At 35.2% G+C, this 15,971-nt stretch carries 20 protein-coding genes; all 20 read right to left on the reverse strand.

All coding sequences use genetic code 11. From position 1 onward, the window contains the following. Positions 1-23: 23 nt before the first annotated feature. Positions 24-968: an XkdQ/YqbQ family protein gene (locus H8718_RS17915; protein ID WP_249334253.1), complete on the reverse strand. Its 945-nt coding sequence runs from the start codon at positions 966-968 to the stop codon at positions 24-26. After that, positions 965-1,615 carry a LysM peptidoglycan-binding domain-containing protein gene (locus tag H8718_RS17920; RefSeq protein ID WP_249334255.1) on the reverse strand — a complete coding sequence of 217 codons (651 nt, stop codon included), beginning with the start codon at positions 1,613-1,615 and terminating at the stop codon, positions 965-967. Before H8718_RS17920 ends, H8718_RS17915 begins: the two co-directional genes overlap by 4 nt. After that, positions 1,608-3,575 carry a tape measure protein gene (locus H8718_RS17925; RefSeq protein ID WP_249334257.1) on the reverse strand — a complete coding sequence of 656 codons (1,968 nt, stop codon included), beginning with the start codon at positions 3,573-3,575 and terminating at the stop codon, positions 1,608-1,610. The genes H8718_RS17920 and H8718_RS17925 overlap by 8 nt, the downstream gene beginning before the upstream one ends. A gap of 194 nt (positions 3,576-3,769) precedes the next feature. Then, positions 3,770-4,192, reverse strand: coding sequence for a phage tail assembly chaperone (locus H8718_RS17930; protein WP_249334260.1), 423 nt, complete (start codon positions 4,190-4,192; stop codon positions 3,770-3,772). A gap of 13 nt (positions 4,193-4,205) precedes the next feature. Further along, positions 4,206-4,670: a phage tail tube protein gene (locus H8718_RS17935; protein WP_249334262.1), complete on the reverse strand. Its 465-nt coding sequence runs from the start codon at positions 4,668-4,670 to the stop codon at positions 4,206-4,208. Between the two features lie 10 nt (positions 4,671-4,680). Beyond that, positions 4,681-5,997 (reverse strand): phage tail sheath family protein, encoded by a 1,317-nt coding sequence (locus tag H8718_RS17940; RefSeq protein WP_249334263.1) that lies wholly within the window; start codon positions 5,995-5,997, stop codon positions 4,681-4,683. Continuing rightward, positions 5,997-6,155: a hypothetical protein gene (locus tag H8718_RS17945; protein WP_249334265.1), complete on the reverse strand. Its 159-nt coding sequence runs from the start codon at positions 6,153-6,155 to the stop codon at positions 5,997-5,999. The genes H8718_RS17940 and H8718_RS17945 overlap by 1 nt, the downstream gene beginning before the upstream one ends. Then, positions 6,145-6,546 carry a phage tail terminator family protein gene (locus H8718_RS17950; RefSeq protein ID WP_249334267.1) on the reverse strand — a complete coding sequence of 134 codons (402 nt, stop codon included), beginning with the start codon at positions 6,544-6,546 and terminating at the stop codon, positions 6,145-6,147. Before H8718_RS17950 ends, H8718_RS17945 begins: the two co-directional genes overlap by 11 nt. 10 nt (positions 6,547-6,556) lie before the next feature. Beyond that, a complete protein-coding gene (locus H8718_RS17955; protein ID WP_249334269.1) occupies positions 6,557-7,036 on the reverse strand; it encodes an HK97 gp10 family phage protein in 480 nt (159 codons plus the stop codon). A 17-nt stretch (positions 7,037-7,053) separates the two neighbouring features. After that, entirely contained in the window at positions 7,054-7,410 is a 357-nt protein-coding gene (locus H8718_RS17960; RefSeq protein WP_249334271.1) for a hypothetical protein, read from the reverse strand. Further along, positions 7,410-7,766: a head-tail connector protein gene (locus H8718_RS17965; RefSeq protein WP_249334274.1), complete on the reverse strand. Its 357-nt coding sequence runs from the start codon at positions 7,764-7,766 to the stop codon at positions 7,410-7,412. The genes H8718_RS17960 and H8718_RS17965 overlap by 1 nt, the downstream gene beginning before the upstream one ends. 31 nt (positions 7,767-7,797) lie before the next feature. Then, a complete protein-coding gene (locus tag H8718_RS17970) occupies positions 7,798-8,016 on the reverse strand; it encodes a Rho termination factor N-terminal domain-containing protein (RefSeq protein WP_249334275.1) in 219 nt (72 codons plus the stop codon). Further along, complete coding sequence (locus H8718_RS17975; protein WP_249334276.1) at positions 7,985-8,281, reverse strand: hypothetical protein; 297 nt, start codon at positions 8,279-8,281, stop codon at positions 7,985-7,987. The genes H8718_RS17970 and H8718_RS17975 overlap by 32 nt, the downstream gene beginning before the upstream one ends. An 18-nt stretch (positions 8,282-8,299) precedes the next feature. Continuing rightward, positions 8,300-8,893, reverse strand: coding sequence for a DUF4355 domain-containing protein (locus tag H8718_RS17980; protein WP_249334277.1), 594 nt, complete (start codon positions 8,891-8,893; stop codon positions 8,300-8,302). A 138-nt stretch (positions 8,894-9,031) separates the two neighbouring features. Beyond that, complete coding sequence (locus H8718_RS17985) at positions 9,032-9,259, reverse strand: hypothetical protein (protein ID WP_249334278.1); 228 nt, start codon at positions 9,257-9,259, stop codon at positions 9,032-9,034. After that, on the reverse strand, positions 9,260-10,822 hold the full coding sequence (locus H8718_RS17990; protein WP_249334279.1) for a minor capsid protein: 1,563 nt from the start codon (positions 10,820-10,822) through the stop codon (positions 9,260-9,262). Next, positions 10,809-12,197, reverse strand: coding sequence for a phage portal protein (locus H8718_RS17995; protein WP_249334280.1), 1,389 nt, complete (start codon positions 12,195-12,197; stop codon positions 10,809-10,811). The genes H8718_RS17990 and H8718_RS17995 overlap by 14 nt, the downstream gene beginning before the upstream one ends. A 12-nt stretch (positions 12,198-12,209) precedes the next feature. Beyond that, positions 12,210-13,511 (reverse strand): PBSX family phage terminase large subunit, encoded by a 1,302-nt coding sequence (locus H8718_RS18000; protein WP_249334281.1) that lies wholly within the window; start codon positions 13,509-13,511, stop codon positions 12,210-12,212. Further along, positions 13,504-14,373: a terminase small subunit gene (locus tag H8718_RS18005; RefSeq protein WP_249334282.1), complete on the reverse strand. Its 870-nt coding sequence runs from the start codon at positions 14,371-14,373 to the stop codon at positions 13,504-13,506. The genes H8718_RS18000 and H8718_RS18005 overlap by 8 nt, the downstream gene beginning before the upstream one ends. 18 nt (positions 14,374-14,391) lie before the next feature. Then, entirely contained in the window at positions 14,392-15,147 is a 756-nt protein-coding gene (locus H8718_RS18010; RefSeq protein WP_249334283.1) for a DNA adenine methylase, read from the reverse strand. Positions 15,148-15,971 lie beyond the last annotated feature (824 nt).

The raw sequence follows: 15,971 nt of genomic DNA on the forward strand, positions 1-15,971 counted from the left end.
TGCATCTTTTCAAATAGACTCATTTATATCACCACCATTTCTAAACTCATTGTGTGTTCATTATCTGTAAATGTATGAGTTGCTGAGTTAATTAAAAAATAGCCCTCTATGTTTTCTTTTGGGATAGAAACATAGGGACTATAGCCTGCTTTGCATCTTATATCACCTAGACATTCTAACTTAAGCGATTTTTTCTCACGATTTTTAAGCTTTAATAGGGCCTGTGCTTGCTCCATGACTTGCGCCTTATTCAGTTCTTTATCAAGCACATCATGATACTGCAATCTGCCCCAACGCGCCTGTGTTGTTTTATCTTCTACTACAACTTCGCCTTCTACCCCGTCTTGTATCAGCTTAACCCGATTATAAGTATCTGAATCAATATCTTTACGATACTCATAGCCCAATAGGAGTGTATCGCCGTCTATAACAAGGTCAAGCTTTGTATCTGCTATATCAAGAAGTTCCATAGCCCCAACATTATCTTGAAGAAAATAAGTTCTACCCGTTGCTAGGAGTGTTTTCTCTAATGCTCCATAAATCGCATCAAAGTACTCTTTATTGTCTACTATGGTCTTAGGAATGACATAACCTGTAGAAGTAACCTTGCCTAGTTTTATGTTATTGACATTTGCAATAAGTTTTACAATCTCATCTGCAGTCTTATTGGCCATACCAAAGCTATCTTTATTTTTCAGATACCTCAGTTGGTCATAAGCAAGGATTTTCTTTTCATCTTCACCACTTACCTTAAAAACATAACCATAAAATAGAGCGACTTCATTGACTTTAAACAATACAACATCACCATTATTTATAGTGATTTTATGGGTAAAAACATCTCCGCCTATATAATCAAATTCTAAGCTTCCTGCTCTGCCCTTTCTTGAAGTTTTATAGGTAACTTTGCCATGTGGAATTTCATAAATATTCCCTTGTCTATTATCAATAAGTAATTGTGTTGTCATAGCTGTAACACCTGACCTGTATAAATTAAACTAGGATTCGCTATATGATTCTTCTGAGCTATTTCTTTGTACTTGCCACTATCTCCTAAGCATTTTTTAGCAATACTACATAAAGTATCTCCTTTTTGTACGGTATAGGTCTTAGGCATTTCTTTTTCAACTGGCCTTTGTTCCGTCTTGGCAATAGCTGGTTGGCTGGTTTTTAAATCACTCACAATTTCCACCTTTTTGACCTTAAACCATCTATATTCCTTAAAGCTTATGGTGTATTCAATATCACCTACAGCACCAGCTTTTTCTTTATAGTTAAAGTCTTCAATGGTACAAGCCCAAGATAAATCGACACTGGTACCTGTAATCACAAGTCTTACAGGTTTGCCAGTGTCTCTCCATCTTTTTATTTTTTCAACATATACTGCTGGTTTTAATAAATATTTACTTGTTATATATGGCCCATTCTCCATAGGGAAAAGGCCTTTTAAAGTTAAGGTGTATGCCTTAACCTTATTAATTATTGTTACTTCACCTATATTTTGAAGTATGTGGCTTTTATTATTTCCTTTTTCCTTAATTTCAACTTCTTCTGGTAAAACAGGAAACTCAAAAGACTCTTCCTGGTTATTAAAACTTAAATAAATCTTAGCCAAGTCCATACACCTCCTTTGTACTTGCTGCCATTTCTTCCTCTATGGATTTCTCTATACGCCTTACGATTTCATCAATATCTACATCTTTACTTACTGGACCCGTTTTGATATTAACTTTCGGAGTCAGTGTCACAAAGTTCTGGATAGATTCCATTTCAGCAAGCTCGCGCATAATTTCAAGGTCTTCATTGGATACATCTACTGTATCTTCAATGCTTCCAACTGAATCAATATGCCCCCCTTCAAAGCCCATACTATTCATAGATGTTGTAAGGTCTTCAAAGATTTGTGTTGCTCCATTTGATAAATCAACACCAAAGTCATACCCTTTATTAAAGTTATCCGCTACATCAAGCTTTTCCATACGTTCTATAGTAACTGCTTGTTTTCCGAAGGTGTCATCAGCCCATGATTGCATACTATTTCGCCAACCATTTACTGCATCAGCCATACTAGAACCAAATAAAGCATCCATGGCATTTGCTATCGTTTCAAGAACACCTAGTACAAAATCAGCAAGTCCTATAAACAGCCTCATAATAGAACCTATAGGATCATTTAGGAAGTTTGCAAAAAATTCTCCAAATACAGCAAATAAATTCCAGATATCTGCAACTAAATTGTAAAGGAATGCATAGAGCCCAAAGAATATACCTATAACTGTTCCTATAATTTGTTCTGTTGTTATACCCATGCTATGCAGCATAGTCATAAACAATATTACGCTACCGATCACCATCAATAGAGGATAATTCATTACAATCCATGCACTAGCTTGTGCTATTAACGGCGGTACCATTGCCCATAATTTAGGTATGAGCACTCCTGCTAGAACTGCGCTAACTCCTAACAACATCATACTCACTAAGTCCCAATTTTCTATAAATAAGGATGCTACAGTACCTACAACATTCCCCATAAATACTAGTCCATTTGTTATCCATTCAATAAAAGTTGCTATCGTAAGTAAAAAGCTCATACCTTGTGGTGTATCTAACCATTCTGCAAAGGCATAAAATTGATTAATTAATGGATTGAGTACACCTGTTCCTTGGTCATTAGCAAGATGCTGCATAAAGTTCGTCCAACTATTCCCCAGTTTAGTTGTTACATCTCCCCATGTTCGAGGTATATTCTCAAAAGTACTATTAATCACATCTCTTTGATTTTCAAAAGCTTGTATAACAACATCTGTTGTCAACTCACCATCTGCACCCATTTGTTTTAATTCACCGCGGGCTACTCCTAATCCATCTGCTAATACTTTCATCATATACGGCGCATTTTCACTTAAAGAACGTAACTCATCACCTTGTAATACACCACTTCCTAAAGCTTGTGAGAGTTGAAGCATAGCGGACTTATTCATCTCATCCGTACCACCACCAATACGAATAGCTTTATTGATACTTTCCGTAATGCTGGCCACATCTTGTGTACTATCAAATGCGCCTGACATTGTAAGCTTACTCATCAAATCAACTGTTTCGGCATAACCTGTCCTTGTGTCATTAGCCATCTTTAGAATGTTCTTTTGTAGTTCATGATGTTCAATCAAACCGTCATTCATCATGCCAATACGTGAGTTAATCATAGCGGCTTCGTCAGCTTGTTTCATGAATCCATTAATGCCATTACCAATACGTTGCATAAGTTCAAGACCTTGATTCACTGCAATAGCAGCACTGCCTAATCTACTCATCCTACTTTCGCTGCGCCGGACTGATTGAGTAAATTCATCCTGATTCTGAGTCATACGGTCTTGCTGTACCTGTATTTCTCTCATCTCAGCACCAAGTTGGTTAACAGCACTTCTTGCAAGTTCAATCTCCTGTGTACCAAAATCTATAGCAACATTTTGTTCAATGCTATTTTGCATACTTTCAAAAGCATTGAGTGTAAGTGCCATGGCTTGCTGTATTTGTCTTAATGGCCCTGTCACACCATCATACAAACTCATTGACTATTGAATCGTTGCCATTACTTACACCTACTTTCTCTTTTTTCTCTTTTTTTCAGCTGCAATCTGTTCATCAATACTTGCATAAATAAAAGCTTTCTCTTCTCTTTCCATGCTTAATAGTTCACTTGGTTTGATTTTTAGCCTATGGAGAGCGTAGTGAGCATAAACCGCTTCACTATCGCCCTCCTTAATTAGTTTTTTGCTTCTTCTTTAAGCTGATTCATATCTTTTGAGTAACCATTCAATTCTTGCATAGCACTTAACAACTCTTGATATTCTCCTGGGGCACTCAATAGTTCAAGTAAGGTATCCTCTTCCCCACGTACCCCAAAGTAATTTTGTAATTCCTCTGATTTAAGGTCTGGGTAAACAACGCAGGCTGTTGCCATTTTTAACATAAACGCCTCTTGATCAAGTTGCTTTACTTTTACACCTTTTTTTATAGCTACTTCAACCATACAACTTTTTCTAATTTTCATTTCTTCTTTTGTTGTGATACCTCTTAATTCAAAGGCTTCAATTTCACCCTTTTCATTTTTAAAACGATCACTAATAATTCTTTTAACTGTTTCTGTTGCTCTTTGATTTTGAACCATAAATGCTTGTAAATTCATCTCTATTTCCTCCTTAGCCTAATGTTGGCTTTTTAAATTTTTCTAATAAATCTGCATCACTAAATGTAAAATCTACATCTTCTTCAAGGACATCTGCATCTACATCAAAACTTGCTAAAACAACGCTGTCTAAGTTGCAGTCTTTAAGTAGTACAGTTTGTGCACCAATTGAAGAGGTCGGGTCCTCATTGGTCACTTGAATATGAAAATAGGTGTCCACACCTGTTTTCATATACTTAATCATAAGTTCTCTAAAAAGTGATGTGGCATAATACACCGTCATACGTCCCTCACCACTCCAACCATTGGCCTTATGTTGTGTTCCTCTATGCCCTAAAGTCTTGATTTCTGTCTTTTTCTTTTTGGCTGTAGCTTCTAAATTTTTGGCATAAAAAAGAGGCTCCACCCTCCCATCAATTGTGATGAAAGCCCTAGCCTCTTGCCCACTAATCGTATCGCCTGCTTTAAAAAATCCCATACTCTACCTCCTATCTTACCGTTACAGTCATATAGAGTTTTTCCATGCTATCTACTGGTTGCACATAAACATTGGCTACAACTGCATCACTTTCTTGTCCTGGTAATACTTCAACATCTTTTGTACTATCAAAGTTTTGAATAGCACTAATACCTTGAAGTGTATCTAAGTAGTTAATACATTCCCCTTTAAATAGCTTTCTACCATCTGCGTGATTATCTGTAGCTCCAAGATAGTTTTTAGCAAAGATTCTATGCATATCATTACCAATAGCATCTAATACACGAATCACTCTATTTTTTCTAAAAGATTTATCTTTATCTATAGTAAAGCTTGTAAGTGTATTAATATCTTGCTCTACAACAGCTTTACCATCTTGTTCTACAAAAACAAATTCGCCCTTTTGTAAGGCTTCTATAATCTGTGTATTGGTGTATCTGACATCCACATCTACACTATCATCATAGGCTGTGTATGTATTAGATTGATTCACTTCTGCGCCTGCTGTAGCTGCTGCTACCCATGCTGTAGCTTTTACTGCATCAATGACTGTGCCATCGGTTAATTTAACACCATTCTTGACACTGATAATCCCTTCATCATCTGCAGTAGGATAGTTTTCAAGTACCCCTTGTACTTTCTTCCCTTCCTCTTCCCTCATGCGTTTAATAAAGGATACGGCTGTACCTTTTACTGTACTATCTTTTGTAGGAATGGCCATGGTGTTCCATGTAAGGACCTCAATCGCTTTAAAGTAATCAAGATAACTTTGAGTTTCTGCTTCTGTATCTGTCCCATTTGTTAAAGGTGCACCAGCACTTGCTACAAGCGCTCCCGTTCCACTAAAGGTCACAAAGTTATTGTTCTCTAAGTCCTCAACCTTTTTACCAAGTTGTTCATGTACAGGGCGACCATCTAAAAGGGTTACTACCTTGAATGTGCCCTCTGCATCCACATCTTCTGTCAATGTCACTGAAATAGCATTACCTCTTGTTCCACCATACCTGGCTGTTATTGTCAGTGGCTCTACTGTAGCTGTTGCTTTTGTACCATCATTAAGCCTATAAAGAAGTATTTTACTTGCTCTTTTAGCTGCCTCTTTAATAAGTAAAAGTTCTGGATCCAAAAGACTGTACCCTAACACTTCTTGGACATCTGTTTCTGCAGTAATTTCTATAGGGGTTTTACTTGGACCCCATTTTAAGGCTAAAGGCATTGTCATAATCCCTCTATCGGATAAAGTACCAAGTGGCTTACCTGCACTTTTAAAGTTAATATAAGCTCCTGGTCTTACCTTGTTCTGAACAGTAAACGTTCCTCCTGCCATTATTTCACCTTCCTTTGCTTTTCTTTTTTCAGTAATTCTTTAACTTCTTTCATACTGTATATCTTTCCAGCCTCTAACAAGGCAGTTAAAAGATAGCGTTCTTCTTGTTCAAATTGCTTGCTCTCTAAGAACTGCTCTTTTGTAAACTTATTTGCCATAAGTATTTGCCTCCAATCGGTTCATCTTTGGATACTGCTCCGCATCTTTCATTAAATAGATTTTATAATCAATAAAAAAATGAAGTACCTTATCCGATACCTCATGCTTCATGTGCTTTCCCTTTATTTTAATAGCCTCTAATACTTCCATTTGCTCATAAAGATTGTTAGCCATATTTTCAGCATCCTTATTGCTTGTTGCAAAGTAATGTATATCTATACTTACTTCATGGATATAGCGTCTATCTAATTGTTGCGCTCTTGAGCCATCCAATACCTTTACAAAGAAACTTGGCTCCTCAAACCCTTGGGGTACGGCTTCACCGTAGATAGGTATAGGATTATAAAAACGATCTAATTGTTTAATGACTTCTTGTCTTATATCAAGCATCATCCACCTCCTAGTTGAACAGTTGCTTTAAGACTTGTATCGTATGTTTATCCGCTATTTGCTGCATAGAACGTTCAACCTCTTTCATGGAGATTGTTAGCATAAAGCGTCCCTCTACCCAACCTTTATTATTACGTTTACGGTGCCCATACTCAACAAAGGATGCGTATTCTACGTTGTTATAGATGAGGATAAAGTGCGTATTACCATTCTTCCTTACGCCTGTAATATACCAACCTTTTCTTAGTGTACCACCTAAATGTCCATCATATCTTGCCTTGGCTCTTAAGACTTTTTTACCTTTGTTCTTTCCCTTTTTAATGGTATATTCATAAGTTCCATAGTCACCTACGGGTGTTCTTTTTTTAGTTTTAGCTAATACCTTATTACCAACTTCTTTCAAAATAGCTTCTATAAGCTGTTTACCAACTTCTTCTTTAACAGCTTTTTCAAAGTTCTCAGCCATCTTTTCAAAAGCTTTATAATCCATCTTCCCCCACTTGGCCATTATGCTTTACCTGTTTCAATAAGATTGATTTCTTGATGGGTTGGATAAAGAAATGCTAATCCACTTGCTTCAAGCTCATACGTTCTACCATACTGAGTCACTTCAACTTTGCTGCCTGGAAGAATTTTTAATTCAGGGGCTATAAATAATTTTACTGTGTTACTTACTTCAGCACTTACTTGCCCTTGTTTGGCACTCGGGTTAGAACTATTAGAGAGCGCACAAGGCTGATTTTGGGCTACTATAACTTTTTGTAATGTTGTTTCGCCATCCACCTTTGACTTACCCATCTTGCTAATTGTACACACTGCATCATAAGTTTTTTCTAAGATTTTTCTTTGTAGGCTGATATTCATTACATCACCCTAACCCTTTTATCCTTAAACTTTTCCAAAATCTGTACATCTTCAACAGTCAAGCGCTCTTTTGTCGTGAGCATGTTGATAGTCGTATCACCTCTAGAGACAGATTTAACTTCTTCATCCCATTCACCTGCAACACCAGTTGCACCACTTTTGATATAAGCTACAACCTTTCTCTTTACAAAAGGCTCCAAAGCTCTCGGTAGCTCTTTTAAACTACAGTATTCTAATACTTCTACTACTAAATCTTCAATTTCTTCTTTGATTAAAGCATCTTGACTTGTATCTTCTTCTTGAATTGTTAACCTCGCTTTAACACTTTTAAGCAGCTTATCAATAAGTTCTTTCAATACAATCTCTCCTTTCAAAAAAGGCCACTCATTACTGAGTAGCCTCTAATACTTTAATGAGTTCACTTTTTGTCATTGAAGAATAGCCTTCTATCCCTTTCTCCTTACACAAAGCTTTTAGCTCTGTAATTTTCATTGTTTCATAAGAGACAGATGCTAATGAATAATTTTCTTGATTACCATCTGTGTCATCTAAGACTGCTACTTCCAGAGTAGCATTAAGAGGGATCGGCTGGCGTCTTACATGCATAAATAGAACCTGCTTTGTTTTTTAAGATAAATGCATCATAGTAAACACGCCCTTCAACCAATGAACCTGAAATACCTGGTACATCTGTATGAATTTTATACTCAGCTAACTTAACTGTTTTAGCCCCCACAAAGTCATAGTCATGGTTCACTAGATCTTCTGTCTTAGCTAACTCTTTAAACTTTTCATCTACCTGAGATGAGTATTTTGCTGCATAATCAATTGTTGCAAAAAACTGCAAATTAAATTTTAATTTTGTTTTCATAGATTTTCTCTCCTTTTCTTACAGTCCTAATCCTTTAAGGAATGGGTCATCTGCATTTATTTTTTGTTGCTCTCCTGCTCCAGGTATTGTCGTTTGAGCCCTATCATTCAATCTTTTCTCTACCGCATCTGAAAATACTTTTTTAAAGATATTAATGTTGGCCATAATGTCTTCTGCTTTCTCTACTCCAGCCATAATCATGTCACAGAACTCACTAGGCAAGTCTTCTGCAGCTAAAGTTTTGAGTGTCTGATTTGTAAGACGCTCTCTTTCAAACTCACGTTTTTGCTTCTCAAACTCTTCTTTTTGTTTCTCAAAGACAGCCTTTTCTCTCTCTGCTGCACTAAGCTTTGCAAGACGTTCAGCCTCTTGTTTTTCTGCCTCTAACTTCTGCTGATACTCTTTCTCCCACTTCTCTTGAGAAGTTTTTAAAGCCTGTGTTACACGTCTATCAATTTCTGACTGAAATTCCTGTTCTGTGTAGGTCTTTCCTTGTGGTTCACTTGGTGATGTAGGCTCTGCTGTTGGTGACTGTTGTGTTGCTGGATCTCCTTCTCCTGGTTCTGCAAAAAATTGCAAGTTAAACTGTAAAGCTTTCTTATTTAATTTCATTTCTATACCTCCTATGCCCTTCTGTGAGTTCATTTAAGCCCTCTACGAAGTTCATTATGTATTTTTACTTGAAACAGTTTAATGCCTTATTTCAGGGCATAAAAATAGCACCTACTCATTTTTCTAAGTAAGGTGCTACTATACCAACTCTATTTTAGATAATATATCTTTCAAAGGCTTATTGTTTATTTTCCACTCTTCTAACATTTCTTCATATGTTTTAAATTCTACATCACTATCATCATTTCCAGATTCTCCACAATGATAAATACCATTAAACCAACAAATGACATATTCTTTAGCTTGATACCTAAATACTATATCATTAGTTTCTGTTTCTTCTTTCAACTGTTGTGCTGTTATCATTTACTCAACTCCCTTCAGTATATCACTATGCTCTATTTTATCTTGTTCTGTTAATTCTAATACACCTCTCTCCGGTCTTCCGGTTTCAGTGTTCCAATTATAATAATACACATGTTCCCCATATTTACCATATGGATGTTGCTTAGGCTTATTATGATGTCCTGAATGTACTTGCTTATACATCATTCCATCTTTGTCATATAGCGTTCTGTCAATCTGAACCTTTCCATTGTTAAATATTGAATCTGTTTCCACTACTGCATATGCTTTATATTTTCTTGGAATACTTACATGTTGCCCCTTCCAATCATCAGTAATAATGATTGTCCCATCATCATTAAATAAGTACTCTTTGTACTTTCTAGTCTCGACTTTAAATTTATCTTTTAATTCAGTCCATTTGATACTATCAGTATACTTTAAGTTTTGGAACTCATCAAGAGACCGAGGAACTTCTTTACCAAGTAACTCTTTATATCTTTCATACTGCTTCTTATCAGAATGTCTATTTTGATGTTTCTTCTCTGCTGACAGCTCATCCGGATTACCTTTAACATATTTATCATACCAATCATGATAGGCCATCTCCTCTGGTACATAATATACTTTGCCTTCATAATCTCTAGCTATACGTTTACCATAGGATTCTTCATCCTCAAAATATGGAACTGTCGTACTTCTACACCTACAATGTAGTGGTGGATAGTTTATCCATACAACCTTCTCACTGAGCTTAAATGTCTTCCCATCCATATCCCTGCAAATTTGAGAGGTTCGTGTATCTAGTGTTGCTAAGTATTCATACTTTTCAACACCTGTTTCTTCATATCCTTTAAAGGTTGCTTCACCTGCTATGTATGCGTGTTCTGTTTGAATAATATTAGCTGCTCTACTATAACCTACTCCCATCCTCTTATCAAATGTCTTGATTACCTTGTCTATACGATCTCCACGTATAAAAGCTTGGGATAATGCTGTCTCGAGCTCACCAAGTAATAACTCTTTATTATTCCAAACTGTACTGCTAAAGTGCCCCCATTTCCATGGCTTTGATACAATCTTTTTGACTGCATCTTCGTTGAATAGGGCAAAGTTGGTACCTATTCCAGTCCCCTTTTGAATTTCATAGACTGTTTGATAATATGTATCAGCAAAAGTATCTGTTAGCAATGCTCCTAATTCAGTATTAAGTTCACTATACAATGTTTCTAATTGTGCTCTTATTTGCATCTCTAAGGCTTTTAATCTACTTACCCTACTCTTACTATACATACTTTCTATTTGGTCGATAAACTCTTCATCCAGTGCCATTTTTCGATACTCTTCAAGGGATACTTCCCACATTTCTTTTTCAGCTTTTGATAATAGCTTTCTAGCTGTAGCCATATCTATACCTTCAGAGTTAGCATACCTGGCATAAAAGGCTTCTAAATCCCTTTGTATACTTGCCATAGCTTTTTTGTACTGTAACCCTAAGGATTCGATATAGTCATCTGCCCTTTTATTTTGAGTAGCTGCTATATTTTCAAGACGCTTCTTCCAGTAGTCACTACTCTTTGCCATCTACATCACCTTCTTGCTCTGGATACGGAACGCCTTTTTGAATCTCTTTCTCTTCTTCTTTCTTGAGCTTTTCTATTTCAGCTTTAGGGTCTGGAACAATATCACTCAGTAAGGTTAATCTTGTCTCATGTGAAACATCTTGAGATAGGTCATTAAACATTTCTACAAGTTCTTTATTATTTTTAGGGATATTACGTGTAAATACGGGTTCAATCACAGTATAATCATAAGTCGGCAAATTCTTATTAATAACTTGATTTTTAAACGATAAAGTGTTAGCAATGAGCTCATTTCTTCTTGCTAATCCCATTCTAAAAGATTGCTCTTTAAAGCCTGTTAAAGTCTCAAGGCCTAATAACTTATACTTCATAGCTTCACCAGATACATTGCCAGCAAAGTTTTCATCGGTCATAGGAGGTACCATTGAGAACTTATGAATATCTCTATCGAGGCGATTTTTATAATTCTCTGTGGCTGTATCGTTAATATTTTTAATAAGCCATTCAGCCTTACTTCCATTCTCTTGAAAGATTAACATGCGATTTTCTTTCATATCAATATCTTCATTATCATTAGAATCTACTGGCCCCTCTGTACCATAAAACGCAAGATAAGCATCTGTAAAATATTCGAAATCATTCGCTGTATCCGATTGAGCTTGGTCATAAGAATTGATAAGATGTATAACCTTTTCAAAATCACCAATACCTTCTTCATTATTTTCATAGATACATACTGGTACATCATTAAAATTATGTTCTACTGAATCTGTTGTCTTTATTAGATTATCTTCACCATCACGCTTAACGTAATAAGTCACTTCTTTTTGTCCATATACTTCTACATATGTATCACTTTTACCTGTTTCAAAGTTCTTTAAATCATAATAACGTATTGCATACAACGGCGCTTCTTCAAGTGTACTATCTACAATATAGATGACTTCGTAGGGCTTGATTGCTTTATAGCGTGTTTTCTTATTTGTATCTGTATAGAGCAACTCAAAACTATAACCAGCTATACTTGCATACTTAGACAAAGTAGCATTGTGTTTGGGTTCATCATTATACTTATTGATACTCTGAAGTTCATCATAAAACTTCTGAGCCTGTTCATCTGCCTCTACTGTATAAGTAATAGGTTCCCCTACAAAATACCCTGTAGCTAAATTCGTAATATAGGCAGCATAGGGATGTGGTAATTTATTATTAGGCTTGTCGCTATCTTTCATCTTACGATTTAAAATACTGTTATGATTCTCATAGTATTCAAATAGCTGCATAACCCTCATTTTCTCGTCTTTATGACTTTCTATAAGACTCTCTATTAACTTAGGTGTCATTTCAGCGCCTTTAGGCATTTTATACTTAAACAACTTACTCACCTCCTATAATCCTCTTGGTTTCTTCATAGCTATAATTCCGTTGCCACCTTTTAAATTTGATACTTCATAGTCATCTAATGCATACCAGATAGCACTAAATGTATGGGGGTCTATATTGAATTGATCTTCTATAATCTCTCCATCTTTATCTACTGCATAAGTTAAATCTTTAAGTTCATCTATTGTATTGCCACAACTCTCTGAGCAAATAATCTTTTTAAATCTTTTTATCTTCTTAGTATAAGCTAATCTTGAACCTTGAAACTTTTTACAGGCCCTCATATTAAAACCCATTTGCTTATAATATTTAATAGGTTTAGCCTCTGCGCTATCTGCTTTAATCAATTCTCTGCTATCTTTAAACTCTTTAATATCTTCTGCTATCTCTGGGTCTGTTTTATCTCTTGAATAATATTCCCAGTAGATATAAAGTATTTTATTCTCATGATCTACAGCTAATCTAAGTAAAGCATTATATGAGGTAACCATTCCAAAGTCCATCCCACTCTTTAAAATAGGTTTCCTGATACCTTTTATAGCTTCCATTACTTCTTCATGTGGTGCTATTTCAAATTGAGGTAGTACCCTCTTACCATTAATACCAAATCTCCCTTTACGTGCTATCCTATGTAAATCTGGGTCATGTTGCTCTAACTCTTCTAGCTGTTCAGTATAACTTTTAGGCAGAAAAAAATTATCATCGCAAGTCGAATGATGATAATAAGTATTGTTTTTTATGAGTATTTTCTTTTGGTAAAGCTCTTCATCTGATAGCACAAAAAACTTATTCTTACTATCTTCAAAAAAGTGCTTAAAGGTCCAATTACTTTTACTAACAGGATTAGTTGATAATATCATATGCAATTTTAAAGTTGGGTGTCTTAAACGCCCCAATAACTCTTTAAAACCTTCATACTTTATCTCTGAACACTCTTCTAACCAAATGAGAGATACATTATGAATAGACTTAAGTTTCTGTGGGTCATCCATACCACGGAATATTATTTCGCTTCCATTCGGAAAAGAAATATGTAATGGTGATGTACTAAACTTTAAAGTATTATATACCCCCATAGATTCAGCAACTTCTTTCAAAAGAGAAAAACATGAATCTCTAAGAGTTCCAAATACTTCCCTTACTACAAGAGCTGTTCTTTTTTCTTGAAATAGTTTCTTCATCAGTTTTATTGCTACATGATAAGATTTACTAGATCCATATCCACCTACTAAAAAATAAAACTTTTGTTCCCAATCATCTATAAAATCATAAAAATGGTCATTAAGTATAACTTGTACATTACTCATTCTCTTCTAACCTTTCACTTGCTTTCATAAACTCAATTTTAATAGGCTCTTTATTATTAGACCCCATTTCCTTATCATGTTTTTCTTGTATCATTTTAAGTTTAGCTTTTTCAATTTCCAACTTTTCTCTCATACTTTGTGGTAATAAATCCATTCTATCAGCAAGCCACTGCATAGCTTTCATCTTATCGTGAAGTTTTACTGATATGCCATCTTTACCCTGTTTTATTTCACTAATTAGACTACCATCTACTTCATCTGACTCTCTAAAGTCTATATAGTTTACCTCGACAATTATAGGTTCGCCCTCTTCAGTCTTGCCTACTTCGATATCTTTTCTACCAAACTTCACATAGTCCGTTATATCTGCAAAAGCAATACCTATATATTGGTCAACAATCCTTTTGGCCAGCAGCTTAGTATTAATAACAGCTTCTTCTAAAACTTCTTCTGTTATCCGATCTATCTCTTGTTTAATGTCAACATTAGTCAACATCCTAGAGCCACATCTTCTAGCTGTTTCATAATTGCATTCGTATGCTTTCATGTATGCCTTAGTCTTATTAAAATTCTCTTGAATGTAGTAAAGACAAAAGAGTTTTTGCTTATCTGTTAATCCACTACTCTCTATCTCTTCCATTTCATTCTTTACAATTAACTTTTTTTCATTAGTAACGTTACTTTTGATTTGATTAGTAACGTTACCTTTGGACTCTTCCCATTTATCCTGGTTCTTCCACTTTCTTATTTGAGTTTCAGATACATTAAGTTCTGCTGCAATCTCTTTAAGCAGCTTAGTTTTACCAGAGTCTATCCATAACTTATACGCCTTATCTCTATTAGGGCTTCTTGCTCTAGCCATTTCTTTAACGCTCCTCCTCTAATAATTTGTTATAATCAGTTCTCCATACTCTTTTCTAGCCTTTTGCTCTTTTGATACTGAGTAAGCCACTTTTACTTCTTCAATATTAAAGTGTTTATACCATTCTCTCATCTGAGGGTGGTCATTGATTGTCACCATAAACTTCCCTTTAATATCTGCTAAAGTATCTCTTAATAAAAGATGTTCATTTTGGCCAAACTCACTTCCATAGCCTGCAGTCTCAAAATAGGGTGGATCACAAAAGAAAAAGCTATGAGGTCTATCATATCTTTTAATAATGTCCTCAAAGCTTTTATTCTCAACATAGGTATTTCTAAGTCGTTCTTTTATATCACTTAATACACCTTGATAGAATATCTGTGGTGCTGGCCCTTTATTTGTGCCGTAACCATATGTACCACCTTTACCTGCAAAGCTCTGTGAAATAAGGTATAAAAAACGCACTGCCCTTTGAATTTCTGTAAGATACTCAACCGTGCAATGTTTATATTCTTCAAACATATCTCGTCCTGAAAACTCATACTCTAGTACACGCTCTATTTCAGGTGCATGGTATTTAATCATACGGAACATATTGATAAGTTCTTTATCGACGTCATTGATTACTTCTACCTTGCTAGGCTCTTTCCCAAAATAAACCCAACCTGCACCAAAGAATGGCTCTACATAACAAGTATGTTCTGGTATTCTTTCTAAGATAGTTTTTCTTAACTTTGATTTTCCACCCATACGTGGAATTGGTGGTTTTAACATTTTTTATTTCCTCCATAAAACAGATTGATTTGGGTTAATGCATAATGTACACACCTGTTTTAGTGAAAATAAAAAAGCACCATGGACCACAAAATTCTGCGGGCGATGATGCTTATCCTTCGACTGAAAGATTGATTTACCATTCTTATAAAAAACTAGCTATTCGTTATATAATACACACAACACACAATTAGCACTTAAATACTTAACTAGTCCTTTACTTACTACCATTATACTCCTTTATCCTAATATTAGGTTATTATAATCTTAATTTTATCTTATTATTTAATTAAGCTTTTAAAGTAGGTTATTAGTATATTCTTTTTTACAACACATAAATGCTGTGGGGTTCTATCTAATTCTATAGATAAATCTAACAGCGTTACCCCTTTAATATAAAAACCTTCTATTAATCTTTTATCCCTATCAGATAGCATGTCTAATATATTATCGATTTTCTTGATTAAGCGCCTACATTCTAATAATCTAAAATATTTTTCATCTAAGCCTTGTGTTCGCCCAATTAATGTATCTTCTATTAGGCTAGTTGCAAGCCGTGCCGTACTTCTCCCTGGTACAGGGTTATTACTTTTACTTCCTCCTGCATAAACTTCTGCAGCTCCTAAACCCCAATTAGGTATATAACCTTCCAGGTCAATTTCAAGGTTATCACTTTCTACTTTTAATAGTTTATATGATTTTAACTGATGCTAGAATAAAAATTGGACACATAGAATGGAGATTTGAGTTATAATAGAAATAACTATAATGAACGAGGTGTCCTAAAACAATGGCTAAGAGATATGACAAAGAATTTAAACTTC

Source organism: Zhenhengia yiwuensis (assembly GCF_014384995.1).
In the GTDB taxonomy this organism is placed as follows: Bacteria; Bacillota; Clostridia; order Lachnospirales; family Cellulosilyticaceae; genus Zhenhengia; species Zhenhengia yiwuensis.